Genomic DNA, 14,821 nt, shown 5'->3' with positions numbered 1-14,821 from the left:
GTGGTGATGCCGGGAAGAGGAGCGCGGCGTTGCTGTATATACACACTACTTGTATATTGCTGCCATGCGATCAAGCTCGCGTGGCTCCTTGAGGGAGCCCTCCTACTTCGTTCTCGCCGCGCTCCTCGATGGGCGGCTCCATGGATATGCCGTAATCAAGCGCGTGGAGGAACTTTCCGGCGGCCGGGTGAAGCTCGCGGCTGGATCCCTGTACTCGGTGGTTGATCGGCTCCTCGGTGAGGGCCTCATCGTCGCGGACGGTGAGGAGATCATCAACGGACGAGCCCGGCGCTACTACCGCCTCACCGAGGAGGGTCGCGCGGTGCTCACTGAGGCGGCGGACCGACTCGCCGAGGCGGCGCGCGTCGTGCACGCCAGACTCCTCGACTCCCTTTTCCCACCGTCGGCAGGCGCACAATTCTCCTGGAGGACATCGCCGGCATGAACAACGACACCCTTGAGCGCCGCTATCGGACTCTGCTGCGGTCGTATCCGGCCGGCTACCGCCGCGAACGTGCGGATGAGCTGCTCGAAATCCTGATCGGCGAGGCCGCCCACCGCCGGTGGCCGCAGCCACGACAGGCAGCCGCCCTGGTACGTGGTGGACTACGAGTTCGCGCGGGCAGCGCGGCGGGCCGCCCGAAGGTGGTCCTGCTCTGGCAGGGCATGCATCTGGCAGCCATGGGCCTACTGGCCTTGGGCGCACTGAAGACGATCTTCATCCTCGCCGCGGCCCTCACCCACGGCGGAGGCGATCTACTCCGGCCCGTGCTGCACGAACACGGACCGGCCCTGGCTCTGGGCATCGCGGCCTTTGCGGCTCTGGCCCTGGACCGACAACGCCTGGCGACCGGCCTGGTGCTCGCTGCGATCGCCGCCCAGGCGGTCGTTCCCGACTACCCGTACGGCCATGGAATGCCACAGTGGTGGGCTGCGGTGGTGGCGGCTCCGCTGGTGATCGCCGGTCTTCGCCGCCCCGCTGATGTTCCCCGGGTCGGGCCCCGCACCGCCGTCGCCGTCTCGGTGAGCGTGCTCGCGCTCGTACTCGTGCTCGGCCTGGCCCGGATCGAGCAACTGGCGTTCGATGATGACGCGACGCCGACCTGGCTGGTGGTTGCAAAGATCGCGACAGCGGCTGCTTTCCTGTGGGTCGCCACGGCGGACCGGCGGATGCTGATCGCCGTCGCCCCCATGTTCGTCCTCATGACACTGGCGCAGATCACCTTCGACGGACTGAGGACGGACCTCCCGCGAGTCGACGCCATGGCGTCAGTGGCCCTCGGTGTTGCCATAGCGGCCGGCATGGTCGCGGCAGCGCAATGGCGACACGTTCGCCTCTGAACGTGCGACACCGTCAATCGGCCAGCTCATCAACGCTGCGGACTGCTGCCGCCAGCATCACCAGGTTGCCGTACTTGAAAATGCCGGGCCGCTCGGCGGCCGCGCTCACCACGGTCGCAACCCGCGCCGCCGCAGTACCGCCGCCAGCGTTGGGAACCGCGCCGGCTGTCTCCGGCCACTGCGGCAGATCAGCAAGCTGAGCCAGCCGGTGCCGATGCCGAAACGCTGGTCCGGTGCCCCGCGGCACCGCGTCGAAGGCCTCCGGTAGGTTCCGGCCCCAAAGGCCAACCTCAGCGCTGGCCAGGAGCGCTTTCGAAGTCGAGAACCTTGACTCTGAGCAGCTGCTCTGAGCAGCACTGCAGTTGTTTTTGGGCCGGAACTACCAGCACCCCATGACATTGCGTTACGCGGTTACGGGTCCAGCGCGCGTTATCGGCGGCAGTTCAGTGCATGTGATCATCGTTAGCATTGGCCGTCATCCGAGGCGTGGCGGGAGTGTGGAAATGAGCATAGACATTGCGGTGTGGGTGCCGGACGACGAGGCTTATGCCGGCCGGAACATTGTTGAGGCCCCGCCGGGTACCAGTACGGGGACCGGAGGTGAACGGTCCCGTTATGGGCTGTGGGGAGCGTCGGCAGTTCGGCGCCTCGGCGCGTCGCTCTTGCCGCAACTCGCAGACATTACAGCCGAGAACCGCGGCAACCTCCAGGTCCTGCCCGGCCAACTCGACGCCTTCCAGCAGGAATGCGTACTCCTGGCAGAGAACGTCGAGCAACTCTCCGCCGCGACTGGCTACGACACGGATCGCATCCTCCATTACCTCTCCAACATGCGGCACGCTGCAGAACGCGCCAAGGCGGTACAGGGCGGCGTCATCATCTGGTAGCAGCGTGAGGGGCACTGGCCGGGCAGCAGCACCATCCACCTCGGTCTCGCACTGAAGCCGTCAGGTCTTCGGCCATGTCTTCGGCCATTCAGCACGTCGGCAGCGGCCCGCGGGCTGGCCACCGAGCGTGATAGGCCGCCGCTGGTCGGTGTGCACCATCGGCGGCAGATGTGCGCATAGAACAGGGCGGCCGGGACGGCTAGACGGGTGCTGCGAGTCAATGCCTGCCCAGGAGCTCGCGGGCTCTCATTGTTCGGTCAGTCGGAAGGCCTTCGACGCTAAGGGCTTGTTCGATCAGTCCGTTCCGGTATCCCTGGTGAGGAAGTGCTGGTGCCAACTCGAGCAGTAGATCTAGATCGGCAAGGGAGCCGCCAGCGAGTAGGCGGTATGTAGCTCCAGCAGCCCTTAGCGTGACGTCTTCAGCTTCGTGCTTAAGGCCCTGGCTTACCAAGTTGGCGGCCGTGTTGAAGTCACCGTCTGCCGCTGCGAGGTCGGCCAGATCGAGATAGAGCGACCAGTTGGCCGGGTCCAGCTGAAGTGCTCGTCGCAGTGCTGCTGAGCGCTCGCGCTGATGGCCGAGGAATCCCCAGGTCCCGGCACGGACGACTTCAGTTAGCATCACCCTTTCCACGGCGTCCGCACGGTTGCACAGGGCCAAAGACTCGTCTGTTTGCCCGCAGAATCGCAGCAGGATCGCCATGCGAGCCATCTGCGTGGCCACCGGATCCCGCTCGCAGACGACGTTGACTGCCTGTAGCCATGGCCGCAGATTCATCCGTACCGCGTCGTTGTCAAGGTCGGTGCCGTAGTCGGTGATGTTCACGGCGGCATCGGCGAGTCCGTGGGCAGTGACCGTCGCGAGGAACCGCTCGCTGTTAAACCATGGCGCTGTGGCCCAGCCGATGTCAGGTCGGTAACCCGTCACTGAGCCCAACCATCGCGCGGCTTGGTCTGTGTCTCCGTCTAGGAAGTACAGGTAAGACCCGACCACGAATTGCCACAGGTTGGCCGGTGCGGCGACAGCGGCAGCTGTTTCCGTTGGCGATTGTCGACGCAGCTCGGCTATCACCTCATAGGGTTCCGGGTCAGCAGGCTTCTCCCTGATCGCTGCGGCCACGTATGCCATGGCCTCGGCGGGCGAGCCGCCGCAGTGGGCCATGACCCGCGCGAGCGCAAGTGCTGCGGAATTCGACACGGTCAGGCACGCTACCCGACATCAACCGACCGTCGCGCCCTCCATTGCCTGCGTCCGCTTCTCGGCAGTTGAGCACGTTCAAAGAATGGGCGAGTCGGCAGCCGATGCAACTCTCGGTTACTCAGAGCTGGACTCCTCTGCCTCCCCGAGGGCGGCCGGCTGGCGCCGTTCGGGTAGGCCGTCTCAGATCCTCAGATCCTCAGATCCTCAGATCCTCAGATCCTCAGATCCGGGGCGCAGGGCGGCGAAGTGGGACGTGCAGCGGCGGAGGTTGCAGCTGCGGACGCCCTGCGAGATGGTGGCCTCGATGCCGGCCCGGGGTTGGTAGCGGCGCTTCCACTCGACCGTGGACTGGTCAGCTCGGGCCATCTGGAGCGCTTCATGCTCCTCCCGCGGGCGCAGGGTGAGGTTGCGGGAACGTGACGTGGTGCACTGACTGCGGACCGGGCAGGGGCTGGCACTGGGTCTTCAGGAATCGGATCCGGCTGAGGGGTGTTCCTCGATGGCTGGTTGCCTCTCGCCAGTTCGTCGTGGTCTGGCCGCCGGGACAAGTGGCGGTGCGGGTGTCCCAGTCGATGGTGAAGGCGGAAGGGCTGAACCCGCTGTCGGCCCGGCGCACCGTGGACGCTTGCACCGGGCCGATCAGCGTGACGTCGTGGTCACGGCGAGCGGACACCAGATGCGGCGCCGGCGTCGGCCAGATGCACCGAGGGCAACAGGTCGCGTTGGGCGAGGTCGCGGTGAACCACAGCGATCATGCCGGTGTCCGGGGTCGTGGCGACGGTGGTGGCCACGTGGGTGATCAGGTAGACCTGCTCGGGGTCGCAGGTTTCGGTGAGGTGGACCTTGTAGCCGGACCAGGAGGTGTCCCGCTTGACGGCGTTGCGCGCATCGGTGTCGTAGGGGCTGGCCAGGCGCACCACACCCGGCGGGCAGTCCTTCGGGGCCGCCACACAATCCGTTCCTGCCCGTCGTCGGTGGAGGCGATGGCGTACTCCTGGACCCAGGTCTGCCGCAGGACCTCTACGGCCTCCACCTGGCGCAGGTGTGTGGGTGCGTCGCAGGCGAACACCGCCATCATGAGCGTGAAGCCGTCCGCGCCGACCTGTTCGGCAAGCGCGATCCGCTTGCGGGCAGGCGGTACTGCTTCGGGCGGTCGCTGTAGCGGTCGAACCACCCGGCGTCCGCCAGCGCCGCCACCCAGGTCGGCGCCAGCACCGACAGCGCGTTCAACGCGGCGCGCATCGTCTCGATACAGCGTTCCAGCCTGTTGATCTCACGCACCGCCGTGATGACGTGGGTCGAGTCGGTGCGCTGCTTCCCCCTGGTCTTCACCAGGCCGGACGCTCGTGCCGCGTCGACGACAGCAGTGAACACGGCCCGCTCCAGGCCGCCGTTGATCAACCGCGAGCGGAACTCCGAGAGCACCGAGTAGTCGAAGCCCGGATCGGTCAACTCCAGACCGAGGGCGTACTTCCAGTCGATGCGGGCCGTACGGCGTCCGCGGCCTGCCGATCCGCCAGGCCCTCCGCGAACTGCAACACCGACACCAAGGCCAACCGGGCAGGAGACAGCGCCGGTTTGCCGCGCGAAGGGAAGGCGTCGCGGAACATGTCGTCAGTAAGGATCGGCCCCAGGAAGTCCCGTACCCCGCATCGCGGCAGTCCCAGACGGGAACGCGGTCCGGGCAATCCGAGCAGTCAATTCCGGAACCTCGCACAGGCCCATCGGACGCAGCGACACCCCAATCTCCACGACGAACGCCCCGAACATGATCAGCGGAGATCATGCCGGGGCGGGCGTCTACTTCGGAATTCGCCAACAGAGTCCCGGTTCCGATGCGGGGCCTCGTTCTGGTCGCGGCGGAATGCTCAGCCGGTGTTGCGCATGCCGGCGGCGATGCCGTTGACCGTGGTCAGCAGGGCGCGCTCCAGGGCCGTCGAGTCCGACGGGCCGCGGCGGGCGCCCGGGGCGGTCGGCATCTGGCGGCCCGCGTCGCCCAGTTCGCGGTACTGGCGCAGCAGTGCGACCTGGAGGTGGTGCAGCGGCTCCAGGTAGGTGTCCCGGACGCTGAGCGTGCGGTTGAGCTCAGGCTGCGAGGACAGCAGTTCCGAGCCCTTGGTGATGGCCAGAACCTCTTGGACGGTCAGCTCGTACTCGCGCTCGATCTTGGTGAAGATCGGCCGCAGCTCCTCGGGGACCAGGGTCTCCACGTAGCGGCGGGCGATCGAGAGGTCGGTCTTGGCGAGCATCATCTCGACGTTCGACAGGAACGTGCGGAAGAACTGCCAGTTCTCGTGCATCGCGTCGAGTTCGGCGCCCTGGCCGGCGGCGCGGACCGCGGCGAGGCCGGAGCCGACGCCGAACCAGCCGGGGACGATCTGGCGGGTCTGGGTCCAGCCGAACACCCACGGGATGGCCCGCAGGCCGCTCAGGCCGGCGTCGGCGTTGGGACGCTTGGCCGGGCGGGAGCCGATGTTGAGGGCGCCGAGCAGTTCGGTGGGGGTGGCGGCCCAGAAGTAGGCGGCCAGGTCGGGGTCCTCGACCAGCGACCGGTACGCCGTGAACGCCGCGTCCGAGGCGGTGTCCATGGTGGCGTCCCAGACCTTCAGCCGGACCGGGTCGACCGAGATGTTGGTGTGCAGCAGGGTGGCCTGGAGCACCGCGGCGACGGTCAGTTCCAGGTTCTCCCGGGCCAGGGCGGGCACCGTGTACTTGTCGGAGATGACCTCGCCCTGCTCGGTGACCTTGATCGCGCCGTCGAGGGTGCCGTACGGCTGGGCCAGGATCGCCTCGTGGGTGGGGCCGCCACCACGGCCGACGGTGCCGCCGCGGCCGTGGAAGAGCCGCAGCCGCACGCCGTGCCGGGCCGCGACGTCACGCAGCGAACGCTGCGCCTTGTGGATGCGCCACTGGCTGGTGGTGATGCCGGCTTCCTTGTTGGAGTCCGAGTAGCCGAGCATGACCTCCTGGAGGTCGCCGCGGGCGCGGACGATCTCCCGGTAGGCCGGCAGGGAGAGCATCTCGTCGAGCAGGTCACCGCCGGCGTCCAGCTCGGCCGGGGTCTCCAGCAGCGGCACGATGCCGACCTGGGCCCGCCCGGTGTGGATGTCGACGAGGCCGGCCTCGCGGGCCAGCACGGCCGCGGCGAGGACGTCGTCGACGCCGAGGGTCATCGAGATGATGTACGACTCGATGACGTCCTCACCGAACCGGGCCTGCGACTCCCGGATCGTGTTGAACACGTCGAAGGTCTTGCGCGCCGAGTCGGTCAGCGGAGTGTCGTTGTTGGACAGCGGCCGCCGCCCGGTCAGTTCGGCGGCGAGCAGCTTGGTCCGGGAGACCCGGTCCAGGGTGGCGTAGTCGTCGACCTCGCCGACCTGCGCGTACATCTGCTGGAGCACCTCGTGGTGCTTCTCGGCGTGCTCGCGCACGTCGAGGGTGGCCAGCTGGAGACCGAACGCGGACGCCTGGCGGATCGCCGTCGCCACCACGCCGATCGCGGAGAGCTGGCCGGAGTTGCGGGCCAGCGACGCGCGCATCAGTTCCAGGTCGGCGATCAGTTCCTCGCTGCCCAGATAGTCGCGGCCGGCCACGTGCGGGGTGTTGTTCTGCAGCCGGGCCCGGGTGTTGGCCAGTTTCGCCTTGATCGCCCGGACCTTCAGGCGGTACGGCTCCTCGGCGTTGACCCGGCGGAACCGCTGCTGGACCTCCGGCAGGTTGTCCAGGTCCTGGGCGAGGCTGGCGGACAGGTCGAGGGAGACGCCGCGCAGCCGCCGCGAGACGGACAGCTCGTCGATCAGCTTGTCCATCGCCTTCTCGGTGGCCTGGATGCCGTGCTCATGCTGGATGAGCAGGACCTCGCGGGTGACCTTCGGCGTGACGAACGGGTTGCCGTCGCGGTCGCCGCCGATCCACGTGCCGAAGGTGAGCGGCTTCGCGGTGGGCGCGGTCTCCACGCCGAGCCGGCGCAGCGTCTCGGCCAGGTCGTCGAGCACCTGCGGGGCGGCCTCGGCGTAGAGGTCCTTGAGGTAGTAGACGGCGTTGCGGGCCTCGTCGGTCGGGTCCGGCCGGTCGAGGCGCAGCTCGTCGGTCTGCCAGAGCAGGTCGATCAGCTCGGCGAACCGCTTGGTGGAGACGGTGGTGTCGGTGGCGCCGTACAGCGCGGCGGCGGCGGACTCGGCGTCGAGCGAGTCGGCGACCTGGCGCAGCTTCGACAGGATCGAACGGCGGGCGGCCTCGGTGGGGTGGGCGGTGAAGACCGGGCGCACCGCGAGGCGGCGGGCGGCCGCGGCGATCTCCTGCTCTCCGATGCCCTGCTCGGCGATCCGCTTGGCGGCCTGGTCGAGCCAGCCGCCGTCCCGGGCGCGGCGGCGCCGCAGGTCACGGGCCCGGTGCACCTGCTCGGTGATGTTGGCCAGGTGGAAGTAGGTGGAGAAGGCCCGGGCCAGCTTGGTGCCGGTGGTGATGTCCATCGCCGAGAGGCGGTCGGCGGCGGCGCGGGCGTCCTGCCGGACCAGGGCGCGGATCTCCTCGACCAGGTCCAGGAGGGGCCGGCCTTCCTGGCGGGCCAGGGTCTGGCCGAGCAGCGTGCCGATGCGTCGGATATCGGCGCGGAGGGCGGCGTCGGGACCCTCCGGGTCGAGGTGGGCAGGCTCGTCGGACATCGGGCGCTCCTTCGCTCGGATGGCTCCAGGACGGCGCTGTCCCGACTTCGCCGATGTTATCGGCGTACCCCGGTCAGGGGGCGAATTGAGTCAAGAGTCTCATGACCCGGTCAGAGCACGTGCATAGGCCGGGTACCACTGGCCGGCGGGCGGGGCTCCGGCGCCGCACGCGCCATCGGACTCCCCGGGACGTTTCACCCAGAGGTACGCGTCGGCGAGCGGCTGTCCGGTCCGCAGCGTCGGCGCCGCGCCGAGCCGCCGGCCGGGCGGATTGCACCAGTGCCGGTCGCCCGCGCCGCGGCGGGCCGGCCCGTTGCCGTTGCGGCTGGTGTCGACCACGAAATGCTTTCCGGCGAGGAGACGGGACAGCGCTGTCCCGTACCGCAGATTGTCGGTGGTGGTCTCGAAGTTGGCGACGTTGAGCGCGAAGCCGCGGGCGCGGGTGGCGCCGGCCCGTCGCAACGCCGGCGCCATCTGAGCGGTGGGGATCCATCCGGGGTTCCCGGCGTCCAGGTAGACGGCGACGCCGGGTTCCGCCCGGAGCGTGTCCACGGCGTGCGCGAGCAGCGCGTACCGGATCGCGGCGGCGCGCGGCCCGAGGCATCCCCGCACCGCCTGGGCCACCGCGTCCGGTTCGAGGATCACCAGGGCGCGGTGCCCGCGCATCGCGGCGGCCATCGAGGAGATCCAGTTCCGGTACGCCTGAGCGTTGCGCGCACCGCCCGCCGAGTACTGCCGGCAGTCCCGGTGCGGGATGAAGTAGAGCGCCAGCACCGGCAGTTCCCCGGCCGCGCCCGCCGCGGTGACCAGCCGCCGGGCCCGGTCGGCGAACCCGGGCCGGGCGTCGGTGAACCAGGTGGCGGCCGGCCGGTCGGCGATCCGCCGGATGGCCGCCGCCTCGGCGTGCCGCCCGGACTGCCGGAGATTGCGCAGGTAACGCGGGGCCAGCCCGCCGGGGTCGACGTAGAGCCCGGAACTCTGGACCACGGCCGGCGTCCGGAGCGGCGCGGGCGTCGCCGGGCCGCTCGCGGTCATGCCTCCGGCGGTGACGCCGAGCAGCGCGGCGAGCAGCAGCGCCCGCCGGCGGCCGCCCGGGGAGAGGTGCCGTGCCATCTCGTCAGCGCACCCGCACCCATCGGGCGACCGACGGCACACCTTTGTCATCCACAAGAAACAGCATGTACCACCCAGACGGTACGAGACCAGACTTTTCCGGCACTGTCACCTCGACGGCGCTGCCGGTCCTTCGCAGACCCAGCGCGACCGACCGCTGGTCGACGTCGGTGACGTGGGTGACGGCGCTGGGCCGGACCAGCCGGGCCGAGGCGATCCGGGCCGCGTCCGGCGACTCGAACACGGCGGTCGCGCCCCGGTCCAGCGCGGCTGGACCGCCGCTGATCACCGGCCGTTCGCCACGGAACAGATAGGGCGGGCTGTAGATCTCGATCCGCTTCTCGAACGTTCCGGCGTTCTTCCCGGTCCGGTCGTAGAGCGGGTCGCCGCCCATGGTGATCACCCGGCCGTCGGGCAGCAGAATGGCCTCGGCGTGATAGTTGCGGCCGACCGTCGAGTCGGCCGCCGTCTCGAAGGCGTTGCGCCCCGGGTGGTAGATCTGCGAGTTGAGCAGGTCGCTGCGCGGCTCACCCCGGTACGGCCCGCCTCGGTACCCGGACGAGCCGCCGGTCGTGAACACGGTGTCGTCCGGCAACACCACGGTGGACAGGTACCGGGCCGGTTTCGGCAGATCCGGGCCCGGCCGGTATCGCGGCTTCCGCTCGTCCAGGTCGGCGATGTCGGTGCGGGCCGTCGAGTGCTCCGACTCGCCGACCCCACCGCCGCCGAGGATCATCACCTTCTGGTCCTGGGCCGGTGGCAGCAGTACCGACGAGCTGGTCTCGTTCATGTGGGCGTCCCGCAGCCCGGGCACCACGTCGAAGGTGTTGCGCTCGACGTTCCAGAGGCCCGGCGCACGGCCCTCGGTGTCCGAGCCGTACCCGGAGTTGGAGCCGGAGTAGAAGACCCGCCCGTCGGCCGCCAGGTGCAGGCCGGGATAGGTGGGGAAGTAGCGCTTGAGCTCGGGTGCGGCCACCCAGCGGCGCTCGGCCGGAAGGTACCGCTCGTTGCGCCCGGGCAGGATCCGGCCGAACTGGTCCAGGCCGGAGACCGCGATGACGTCCCCGCCGGTCAGGCCGATCAGGGTCGGGTACCACCGGTGGTCGCGCATGTCGCCGGTGCGGACGTAGCGCTCGGTCAGCGGGTCGAACTCGTACGACGTCTTGTCGCCGCCGTACTCCTGCTTCTCGCGGGTGATCTTCTCGGCGACGCCGTAGAGGTTGCGGGCGGCGGCGCCGGTCAGCCCGTCGATCGAGTACTGGGCGGGGGTCTTCACCACCGGGCGGTCGCCCTCGGCCACCGCGTCCACCCAGACCTCGGCCTCGCCGGCGTGCACCGTGGTGGTGGCGCCGTGGGTCGCCTTGTGCGCGGCCGGCACCGTGACCTTGGACCGGGTCCGGTAGACCTCGCCGGTGGCGGACAGCAGCCGGGTGCCCTTCGGGAGGGGTCGCGGACCGCCGTCCGGCGACTCGTTCTTGATCTTCATGACGCCGGCGGCGTGCTCGACGTCCTTCGCCAGCACCTCGTACGACTTGGTGCCCCCGGCGACCAGCAGTTTGCCGTCCGGCAGGAAGGTGTGTCCGGCGCAGAACACGTCGGTCGGCGTCGGCACCTCGGTGAACTCGTCGTCGCGGGGGTCGTAGAGGACGGTCCGGAACGACTGTTCCTCGAACGCGTCCCGGTCGTTGCCGCTGCCCGCGATGATCAGCATCTTGCCGGTGTGCAGCAGGGCCGCGTGGATCGCGTTGACCTTGAAATCGCGGGGCACCGGCAGCCGCGCCCAGTGCCCGTAACGTTCCTTGTAGGACTGGCGGTTGATCTGGAACGTGTGCAGCGCCTCGCCGGCGGCGGCCACCATCGGGCGGTTCGCCATCGCCACGACGGCCAGCACCACCAGCGTGACCAGACCGCTCACCAGACGGCGGGCGAGGGTGGGACGCGAGCGGGGCTTCATACCGGCGACTCCTTCTTCTTGCTCTTCGTGCTCTTGCGCGCGCTGAGCCACAGCACGACCGGGGTGAGACAGATGGCGAGGTTGACGGCGGGCCAGGCGTACATGGCCGGGTCGACGTTGCCGACGAACGGCGCGACGGCCAGCAGCACGGCGTAGAGGGCGGCCCAGCGCAGACCGGGCGCGAACGTGGCGAACCGGTCCGGGCTGGTCGAGTCGCCCTTCGGGGTCACCACGAAACCGGTGTTCCGGCGCAGCACCGCCGACAGGAACGAGGACACGTACACCGGGGTGCAGAGCGTGGACGCGAGCATCCCGGCCAGCCCCGACGACCCGGACTTCTCGTGCGGGCTGACGTTGTGCCGCCGGTTGAACAGGTAGAGCCCGACCTGGAACAGCGCGGCGTCCACATAGAGCATCAGCCAGACCTCACCCGGCACCTGTACGCCCTTCGCGCCGAGCAGCAGGAAACAGGCCGCGTTCACCGCGCCGAGCAGCCACGCCGCCGCGGTCAGCGGGTAGTACGACACCAGCAGCCCGTAGTGCAGCGCCCGGGCCGGGCCGAGCCGCCACAGCATCGCGGCGAAGCGGCGCACCACCACCTCGTCGGTGCCGCGCGACCAGCGGTGCTGCTGTGTGAAGAAGTCGGTCCAGGACGACGGGCCCTCACCGACGGCCAGCACATCAGGCGTGTAGACCGAGGCCCAGCGGCGGCCGGTCGCGGGATTGCGGGTGGCGTGCAGTTCCAGGCTGGTGGCCATGTCCTCGGTGATCGAGTCCTGGAGGCCGCCGATCTGCTGGAGCGCGGAGATGCGGACCGCGTTGTTGGTGCCGACCAGCATGGCGATGCCGCGCCGGTTGCCGGCCCGCTGCAGCAGCGAGTGGAACAGGTACTGCTGCGACTCGGCCCAGCGGGTCACCCGGTTGTCGTAGTTGCCGTAGATCTGCGGCCCGACGACGAACGCGACATCGGCGTCACGGAAATAGCCGAGCAGCCGCTCGCACAGGTTCGGCGCCGGGACGTGATCCGGATCGACCGAGACGAACACGTCGTACGCGTCGCCGTGCGCGGTCAGCCACGAGTTGTAGTTGCCGTGCTTGGTTTTCGTCTTGTACCGGCCACGCGCGGTGTTGAACTCCTCGACGCCGCGGCGGGTGAAGTGCTTCACGCCGAGCCGCCGGCACATCAGCTTGACCACCGGGTCGTCGCCCTCGTCGAGCAGCCACACGTCGTAGTGCCCGGCGTAACGGACCTTCCGGGCGGCGCGCAGCGTCTTCTCCACCATCTCGACCGGCTCCTTGCCGGGGACGATCGTGGTGAGGAACGCGACCCGGAGCGAGGTGTCCGGCACCACCGGCTGCGGGTCCCGCGCCCAGAACGTCGCCAGGCACAACGTCACCACGTTGACCAGCCGGAACAGTTCGATCGCGGCGGTCGCCACGATCATGAAGCCGGTGGCCAGGTAGAGGATCGTGTGCAACCGCTGGTCCGGCATCTCGATCGAGGTGACCAGCCAGCCGAAGAACGTGCTCTCGAAGGCGAAGGCGAACAGTGTGATCAGCAGTGTCCGGATCGGACGCCGGCGGGCCATCCGCCGCATCCGCACCCGGTAGGGGCCGTCCTCCGGCGCCTGGTCGGCCGGGCCGGCCAGCACGCTGTACGCGCTGTAGTCGTACTGCCGGGGGAGCATGAGAGTGCTGCCGAGCAGGTCGCTCGGCATCGGCGCACGGCCGGCGGGCGGCCGCTGCGCGGGAATCGACTGATCGTGAGCGGGCTCGGAGCGGACAGGCTGGGTCGCCCCCGGGTCGGGGGTGTGCAGGATGCTCATCGGTCAGGCCGTCACCGGGACGGCGGGACGCAACGTGGTGAGCCGGTCGGCGGGCGCCGCGTTGCCGGCGCGGATCCGTCCGGTCACCGCCGGGCCGGAGTCGGCGGCCGGCAGCAGGCGCCTCGGCGTGCCGGCGGGCCGCACCTTGTGGACGAACGCGTGGCGGGCGATCGCGAACCCGGATCGGTCGGTCCAGAGATCGCGGCTCATCTCGGCGAGCTCGCGTGTCTCGTACACCTCGAGGGGGATCCGCTCGGCGGCGAGCCGCCTCGCCTTCGCCGCGCGCCGCTTGCGTGCGGTCCGCACGTCGCTGTGGTGCTCGGCCAGGGCCGCGAGCCACTGGGCGTACGCTTCCGGATGTCGTGGCCCGACCTCGTCCACCAGGCCGATCCGGGCCGCGTGCGCGCTGCTCACCGGCAGTCTGTCGTCGATCAGCCGCTGCGCGTGGTCGGCGCCTACCCGCCGGGGCAGCGTGTAGGTGTGCAACTCCGACCCGAACAGGCCGATGTCGTAGTACGGGTTGAGCACGATCCCGTCCCGGGCGGCGACGATGTCCGCGCCCAGGCCGAGCATCGCCCCACCGGCTCCGGCGCTGCCCGCGTACGCCGCCACGATCACCTGCCGGGTGCAGGTGATGATCTCCCGGCACACCTGGTTGATCGCCCGGATCGCGGCCCAGCCGGCCGCCGCCGGATCGGGCGCCGCGTCGATGACGTTGAGGTGGATGCCGTTGCTGAACGCCTCGGTGCCGCCGCGCAGCACCAGCACCCGGGTGTCCTGGGCGACCCCGTGGCGCAGCGCGGCCAGCAGCCGCCGTGAGTGCCCGGCCGCCATCGCGCCGTTGTAGAAGTCGAAGTGCAGCCAGCCCACCGCCCCGGTGCGCCGGTACCGGATCTGCCGGTAGGCGCCCGGCGCCTCCGGTTCGGCCTCCGCCGCGACCGGTGAGTGCGGCACGCCGTGCAGCCGGCGGCCGAGCGCGGTGGTGGCCGGCAGCTTGATCCCGCCCTCGGCGGCGGGCCGCAGGTGCCCGATCCACAGGCTGCCGTCCCCGGTCGTCACGAGCACGGCGCCCTGCCGGCGGCTCAGGATCGTGCCGGGCCGGTCGCCGCGGGCGAGGCCGGGGTGCGCGTCGTAGGCGTACACGGTGAGCCCGCCCACCTCGGTGCGCACGCCGGGCGTGCCGTCCGCGGCCCGGATGCGCCGCAGGATGGTCTCGGTCGGTTCGGCCCAGTCGAAGGACCGGTCGGCCTGCCGCATCCGCGGCCGGAGCCGGGCCCCGGGCGTGGCGGTCGGCGCGTCGTCGGCCGGCGTCGGGACGAATCCGGGGTCGGCGGCCTTCGCCACGACCTCGAAGACGCACTCCAGCACGGCGTCGGCGACCGGGCCGGCGTAGAGGGCCGACTTGCGGGGTGGCGCGGCCGGCATCCCGAAGGTGCGGGTGGCCCAGATCGGTCCGGCGTCCAGTTCCCGCACCGCCTGCAGCGCGGTCACGCCCCAGGTGCGCATGCCGTCGGTGATCGCCCAATCCAGAGAGGACGGTCCGCGGTCGCCGACCGGGCCGGGATGCAGGATGATCGTGCGCCAGCGCTGCCAGACCTCGGCCGGGACGCGATCTTTGAGGAACGGGCCGACCACGAGGTCCGGGCCGGCCGCCCGCACCCCGTCGATCATGTCTTGCTCGCTCGTCGCCAGCAGCACCCCGATGTCGTGCCCGGCATCGCGCAGAGCGCACCAGACGCGCTGGCTCAGGCCGTTGAACGCCGAGCAGAGCAGCAGGATCCGCACGTTGCCTCCCCCAGATTGCCGTGCAACGTTCGGGCACTCTTCCACGGCGGCTC

General features: G+C 70.1%; 11 protein-coding genes and 1 pseudogene. 3 read left to right on the top strand and 9 right to left on the bottom strand.

The window, feature by feature from the left end; translation table 11 throughout:
• Positions 1–64 precede the first annotated feature (64 nt).
• The 3 genes from QLQ12_RS07375 (at position 65) to QLQ12_RS07365 (ending at position 2,228) form a co-directional block, all read left to right on the top strand.
• Positions 65–445, top strand: coding sequence for a PadR family transcriptional regulator (locus QLQ12_RS07375; protein ID WP_282758063.1), 381 nt, complete (start codon positions 65–67; stop codon positions 443–445).
• Positions 442–1,341, top strand: coding sequence for a hypothetical protein (locus QLQ12_RS07370; RefSeq protein ID WP_282758061.1), 900 nt, complete (start codon positions 442–444; stop codon positions 1,339–1,341). The genes QLQ12_RS07375 and QLQ12_RS07370 overlap by 4 nt, the downstream gene beginning before the upstream one ends.
• A gap of 503 nt (positions 1,342–1,844) precedes the next feature.
• Entirely contained in the window at positions 1,845–2,228 is a 384-nt protein-coding gene (locus QLQ12_RS07365; protein WP_282758059.1) for a hypothetical protein, read from the top strand.
• Positions 2,229–2,445: 217 nt separating this feature from the next.
• Here QLQ12_RS07365 and QLQ12_RS07360 read toward each other — a convergent pair whose 3' ends face one another.
• From QLQ12_RS07360 to QLQ12_RS07320, 9 genes and pseudogenes are all read right to left on the bottom strand, one after another.
• A complete protein-coding gene (locus tag QLQ12_RS07360) occupies positions 2,446–3,423 on the bottom strand; it encodes a hypothetical protein (protein WP_282758057.1) in 978 nt (325 codons plus the stop codon).
• 207 nt (positions 3,424–3,630) lie between these two features.
• Positions 3,631–3,861 (bottom strand): annotated as a pseudogene (locus QLQ12_RS07355) (transposase); the annotation flags it as partial.
• Positions 3,862–4,082: 221 nt separating this feature from the next.
• On the bottom strand, positions 4,083–4,376 hold the full coding sequence (locus QLQ12_RS07350) for a hypothetical protein (RefSeq protein ID WP_282758055.1): 294 nt from the start codon (positions 4,374–4,376) through the stop codon (positions 4,083–4,085).
• Positions 4,377–4,500: 124 nt separating this feature from the next.
• The gene (locus QLQ12_RS07345) at positions 4,501–4,908 is read right to left on the bottom strand and encodes a transposase (protein WP_282758488.1); all 408 of its coding nucleotides are present in this window, start codon (positions 4,906–4,908) and stop codon (positions 4,501–4,503) included.
• A gap of 386 nt (positions 4,909–5,294) precedes the next feature.
• Positions 5,295–8,090 carry a phosphoenolpyruvate carboxylase gene (gene ppc / locus QLQ12_RS07340; RefSeq protein ID WP_282758053.1) on the bottom strand — a complete coding sequence of 932 codons (2,796 nt, stop codon included), beginning with the start codon at positions 8,088–8,090 and terminating at the stop codon, positions 5,295–5,297.
• Positions 8,091–8,189: 99 nt separating this feature from the next.
• On the bottom strand, positions 8,190–9,203 hold the full coding sequence (locus QLQ12_RS07335) for a glycoside hydrolase family 6 protein (protein WP_282758051.1): 1,014 nt from the start codon (positions 9,201–9,203) through the stop codon (positions 8,190–8,192).
• A gap of 4 nt (positions 9,204–9,207) precedes the next feature.
• Entirely contained in the window at positions 9,208–11,157 is a 1,950-nt protein-coding gene (gene glxA, locus QLQ12_RS07330; RefSeq protein ID WP_282758050.1) for a radical copper oxidase GlxA, read from the bottom strand.
• Complete coding sequence (locus tag QLQ12_RS07325) at positions 11,154–12,983, bottom strand: glycosyltransferase family 2 protein (RefSeq protein ID WP_282758049.1); 1,830 nt, start codon at positions 12,981–12,983, stop codon at positions 11,154–11,156. The genes glxA and QLQ12_RS07325 overlap by 4 nt, the downstream gene beginning before the upstream one ends.
• Before the next feature lie 3 nt (positions 12,984–12,986).
• A complete protein-coding gene (locus tag QLQ12_RS07320; RefSeq protein WP_282758048.1) occupies positions 12,987–14,768 on the bottom strand; it encodes a hydrogenase maturation protein in 1,782 nt (593 codons plus the stop codon).
• Between the last annotated feature and the right edge of the window lie 53 nt (positions 14,769–14,821).

It is taken from the genome of Actinoplanes sandaracinus (assembly GCF_030009775.1).
Lineage (GTDB): Bacteria > Actinomycetota > Actinomycetes > Mycobacteriales > Micromonosporaceae > Actinoplanes > Actinoplanes sandaracinus.
Note: the sequence above shows the minus strand (reverse complement) of the source record. Positions and strands in the feature narration are given on the sequence as shown.